3 protein-coding genes are annotated in these 5,154 nt (G+C 66.2%); all 3 read right to left on the bottom strand.

The window, feature by feature from the left end; all coding sequences use genetic code 11:
* Nucleotides 1-472: NADH-quinone oxidoreductase subunit NuoB (gene nuoB, locus MJD61_04340; GenBank protein ID MCG8554505.1), on the bottom strand; the 472-nt coding region annotated here is incomplete at its 3' end.
* A complete protein-coding gene (locus MJD61_04335) occupies nt 469-1,035 on the bottom strand; it encodes an ORF6N domain-containing protein (GenBank protein MCG8554504.1) in 567 nt (188 codons plus the stop codon). The genes MJD61_04335 and nuoB, both read right to left, overlap by 4 nt.
* The gene (locus tag MJD61_04330) at nt 1,032-4,607 is read right to left on the bottom strand and encodes an SNF2-related protein (protein MCG8554503.1); all 3,576 of its coding nucleotides are present in this window, start codon (nt 4,605-4,607) and stop codon (nt 1,032-1,034) included. Before MJD61_04330 ends, MJD61_04335 begins: the two co-directional genes overlap by 4 nt.
* Between the last annotated feature and the right edge of the window lie 547 nt (nt 4,608-5,154).

Here is a 5,154-nt window from a genome sequence, read left to right as displayed (position 1 = left end):
TCTGGTCGTAGATCTGGCGCAGCACCGGCGCCATCTTCTGGCTGACGCGTCCGGCGACGATCATGAGGTCGGCCTGACGCGGCGACGCGCGGAATGTCTCCATCCCGAAGCGGGCCATGTCGTAGTGGGCGGTCCCGGTCGCCATCATCTCGATCGCACAGCAGGCGAGGCCGAAGGTGGCGGGCATCAGGCTGCGACGACGGGCCCACTTCACGAGCTCCTCGATGATCTTGAAGAGCCGCTGTCGCTCCTTCTCCTGCTTCTTTTCAGTCGGGAACAAGTCCGGGTTGGCGGACGGATCGTCGACCATTTGGGCGAAGATCACCGCTCGCGCGGCGGCCAGCGGTCGTCGCGCCCACCAGAGGTGCAGCGTCGAGGGGTGCCCGTGCCGGATCGATTTCTCCCGCGCCGAGGCCTTGTTGATGGCATCGAGCGGCAGCGCCACCTCGATGAGCTTTTTCCTGTAGGTCACCGCTTGTCCTCCGCGCCGAAACCGATCCGCCGCCGCGGCTTCGGATCAGGTGGCGCCATCAGCTCGCGGATCGCATCGAAGACGACCTTGAACTGGCGATCGTACTTGCGCTCGAGGGCGTCGAGCTTGCGGGCCAGATCCTCGTGCGTGGCCAGCAGGCGGCGTAGCTTGACGAAGGTCCGCATGATCTGGACGTTGACCTGGACCGCGCGGGCGCTACGAAGGACGCTGGACAGCATCGCGACGCCCTGCTCCGTGAAGGCGTAGGGTGCGTAGCGGCGGCCGCCGCGGCCCTTTGAGGTGCCAAATTGTGACCTCAAAATCGCGCTCCCGCCGGCGTTTGAGGTGCCAAAATGGCTCCTCAAAGCCGCCACCTCCTGCTCGGTGAGCTGAACCATGAAGTCCTCCGGGAACCTCTCGAGGTTGCGGCGGACGGCTCGGTTGAGCGCCTTCGTCTCTACGCCGTATAGGGCTGCAAGGTCGGCATCGAGCATGACCTTGTGCCCGCGGATGAGCAGGATCGTCTGCTCGATCCGCTCCAACGGAACGATGGCCGCCGTCATCGCGGCGCCTCCGCGCGGGCGAGCAGCTCGCCGAAGTCGTAGTTCACGCTCGTCACGCCGAAGTCAGGCTCGCGGTGGAAGGGGCGGCGCACGTAATGGACGCGGTGGGTGTCGTCGGTGCGGAACTCGACGATGGCGAGGATGAAGTCGTCGGGCTTGTTCAAGGAGTAGAGGATCTCGTTCTTGGTCACCGTGATCGTCTGGGCGTTCTCGTCGCGTCCCTTGACCTCGAGGAACCGCAGCCGCCCGGTCCGGCCGTCCTTGCTTTCGATGTCGTAGCCGAGCTTTTCGTACTCGCGGTCGACCGGGTCGAAGCCGAGATTCCTTTCGACCTCCATCACGATGGCGCGGGCGCGCGCGGCGACGGCCTGCGTGTCCACGGTCGTCGCGGCCACGGCAGCCGCCCGGCCCGTCATGGCGGCGATGAGACCCGCCGGCACGACGACGAGACCACCGAGAGCGACCGGTGGCATGGCCGACACCTGTGCTTCCAGGTCGAGCTGCTCCATGCGCTTGTGCAAGCGGGCTTGAAGATCGTCGGCACGCCGGCGCGCCTCCTGCGAGTTCAAGCGCGCCGGTGCCTTGCCCGCTTGTTCCTGCAGGCGGAGCTGCTCGGCGCGGTGGTCCCAGTAGCCGATTTCCTTCGTCAGGCGGTCCTTGACCGCCGCGCGCGCCTTGTCGATCCACTGCAGACGCCTGCCACGCACCTCGTCGAGATGCTCGGGCACGACATGGGCTATCGCGTGACCCAATGCTTTCTGCTCGAGCTCCCGGGTGATCCACGCGCACTCGGACCGGTCGAGGAGCTCCTGCACGGAGGGCTCGTCGTCAGCGAGGGGCCGGTAGTCGAGGTACGGTGCGTAGTGGAGGTGGCGTGCGCCTTCCGGCGCGTCGAGCTCGACGTAGAGCATGCGCTTCGAGACCGTCCGCCTGTCGCCTGCACGTGTGACGCTGGCGTCCTGAATCGCGTGCTCCAGGTAGAACACGACCCGGGGCGAAGGGCCCGCGTCACGCTCATCCACGAGCACGGTCCCTCGCCGCAGGAGATCGCGATGACGTTCCAGGGTCAGGTCGAGCGCGGCATCGAGAAGCGGGTGGCCCGGACAAACGAAGGCCGCGAGCGGCTGCCCCACAGGTGCGATGAACGGCTTCTCGAAGACGACGCGTTCGTACCTCGGCAGAACCGGCTCGCCGATGCCGACGAGGCGATCGCGGTTGCGGACCGTCGCTGGGACGTGACTCACCTCGAAGCGGCGCGGCTCCCGCTGACGTACCGTGCCGCCGAGCCGCTTGAAGGCCTCGATGAAGAACGACTCGATGTAGTGAGGCTGCAACCGTCGCGCTTCCGCGCGCTCCATGTCTTCGCGCACACGCTGGAGACGGCTCGCATCCATTCCGTCGTGCACGAGCGCCCGCTCTTCGAGAAGATCCTGGATCTTCCCCCGGTCAACGGCGTTCGCGATGGCCTGCGTCAGCCGGGCGCGAATTTCAGGCTGCTCGCCGTAGCGGACGGCCTCCAGCAACAGCTCGCGCAGCGACTTGCCCTCGAACTGCAGCTTGCCAAGAACGTCGAAGACCTGGCCGCCGAGCGCCTTGCGCGCTTCCTCGAGCTTGTCCAGCAGCGTTTGGTAGACGTCGCCCTCCCGCGTTTCCGCAGCGACCAAGTTCCACAGGTGGCAGACTTCCGTCTGGCCGATGCGGTGGATCCGGCCGAACCGCTGCTCGATGCGATTCGGGTTCCAGGGCAGGTCGTAGTTGACCATGAGGTGCGCACGCTGGAGGTTGATGCCCTCGCCTGCGGCATCGGTTGCAAGAAGGATCTTGACCGCGGGATCGTGGAGGAAAGCTTCCTGGGCCTTGCGCCGCTCCTCGCGGCCGAGGCTCCCGTGGATGACGACGACCGCTTCCTTGCGACCGAGAAGGGTGCTGATCCGATCTTCGAGGTAGCTCAGGGTGTCGCGATGCTCGGTGAAAATCACGAGCTTCTGCGATGCCGAAGGCGTGGGCTTCGGGATGACGTGGCCGTAGGGCGTGGTCGGTTCCGCGACCCGGGACGCGAGTCCATCGGGCGTGAAGATCTCGGAGAGAAGGTTCGCCAGCTCGCGCCACTTGCGGTCCTCCGCGCCGCGTCGCACGGAAACCGCCAGCGACTCCAAGCGCCCCAAGGTCTCGATCTCGGCCTTCAGCTCATCGATCGTGCGCGCGGCCGTGGCCTGGTCGAGTACCTGTTCCTCGGCGGTTTCGATCTCGATGTCGGGTGCGTCCTCGAGGTCCTCGAAGTCCTCGGCATCGAATTCGGGTGTAGCGGCGGCGAGCGCTTGCGAGATTGCCCCGCGCTGCAATAGCTCCATCTCGCGCCGGCGCTTTTCCAGGCGTTCGCGGCGTCGCCTCAGTGATTGGTAGATGGCCTCCGGGGACGAGGCGAGACGCCGCTGCAGAATGGTCAGCGCGAAACCGACCGTGCCGGCCCGCTTGTCGTTCTGCAGTGCCTCGGCGCGGTTGAACTCCTCCCGGACGTAGTTGGTGACTTCCTTGTAGAGCCGAGCCTCGGGGTCGGACAGCTGGTAGGGAACGGCGTACGCGATGCGCTCGGGAAAGAGCGGTCTTCCGTCGAACTTGACCAACGTCTCCTTCACCGTGCGCCGCATGAGATCCGACACGTCGGCAACGTGCACACCGTCGCGAAAACGCCCCTCGAAGCGGTCGCCGTCGAGCAGAGCCATGAAGAGCTGGAAGTCCTCCTCCTTGCCGTTGTGGGGCGTCGCGGTCATCAGGAGGAAGTGACGCGTGGTGGCGGACAGCAGCTGCCCGAGCTTGTAGCGCTTCGTGTACTTGATCTCGCCGCCGAAGAACGTGGCCGACATCTTGTGTGCCTCGTCGCAGACGACGAGGTCCCAACGGCAGTCGGGCGCGTTGAGCTTCGCCTGGACGTCCTCGTTGCGGGATAGCTTGTCGAGGCGGGCGATGACGAGGTTGTTCTCGATGAACCAGTTGCCTGTGCGCGCTGCCTCGAGCTTGTCGGTCGTGAGGATCTCGAACGGCAGCTGGAAGCGGCGGTAGAGCTCGTCCTGCCACTGCTCGGCAAGACTGCCCGGGCACACGACGAGACAGCGATGGAGATCGCCGCGTGCGATGAGCTCCCTGATCAAGAGCCCGGCCATGATCGTCTTGCCCGCCCCGGGGTCGTCGGCAAGAAGAAAGCGCAGCGGTTGGCGCAAGAGCAACGACTCGTAGACGGCAGTGATTTGGTGCGGCAACGGATCGACGAGCGACGTGTGGACCGCCAGCACCGGGTCGAAAAGGTGCGCGAGGCGAATGCGGTGGGCCTCCGACACGAGACGGAACAGGCCACCGTCTCCATCGAAGCTCCAGGGGCGTCCCTGCTCCACGACTTCGAGGCGGGGTTCGTCGTGGCGATAGAGGAGCTGGTTGGCGACGCGGCCACCGGGATCCTTATACGTGAGCTCCAGCGCCTCAGACCCGAACCACTGCACGCCCACGACCGAGACAAGGCAGTCGGGCAGAATCCCGCGGACCACGGCGTTGGGTCGGAGATCCTCGAGCTTGATCATCCGTGCCCCATCTCGCCGGCCGGGTTGGGATCCTCGGAGCCAGCGCAGCCCACTGCCCAGGAATCTTCGAAATGTGGTCCCTGCATCCGTGCCCCTTTCGTTAGAAGACTCGAGCGGACCCGCTCCGCCCGAGGAGGACCCAATCCAATGGCGGCTCCCCGTGCTGCTCACGGATGGTTCACACTACCATCGCCGATCTCGGCGCTCAACGGTGGGCACGGAACCCACAACGCCGCTACCCATGGGGCCGCGAAAGGCCGAGGCGGTCCGCTCCGTTCGCACAGGCAGGCACGTTCGCACGGTAGACCCGCACCAGCTGGCCGTACGCAGCTCGCACCGAAGGCGAGGCGACCTGACCCGCCTTGAGGCTTGGGGATATCCGCGGGCGGTGCGGCGGTGGCGGCTCGCAGCTGGAGCGACGGTCACCGGCCGGACTCTTTCGCGTCCCTAAGGCGACCTGACCCGCCTTGAGGCTTGGGGATATCCGCGGGCGGTGCGGCGGTGGCGGCTCGCAGCTGGAGCGACGGTCACCGGCCGGACTCTTTCG

This window comes from Pseudomonadota bacterium, from assembly GCA_022361155.1.
Lineage (GTDB): Bacteria > Myxococcota_A > Polyangia > Polyangiales > JAKSBK01 > JAKSBK01.
The sequence above is the reverse complement of the archived record's forward strand: the minus strand, read 5'-3'. Positions and strand labels throughout refer to the sequence as shown.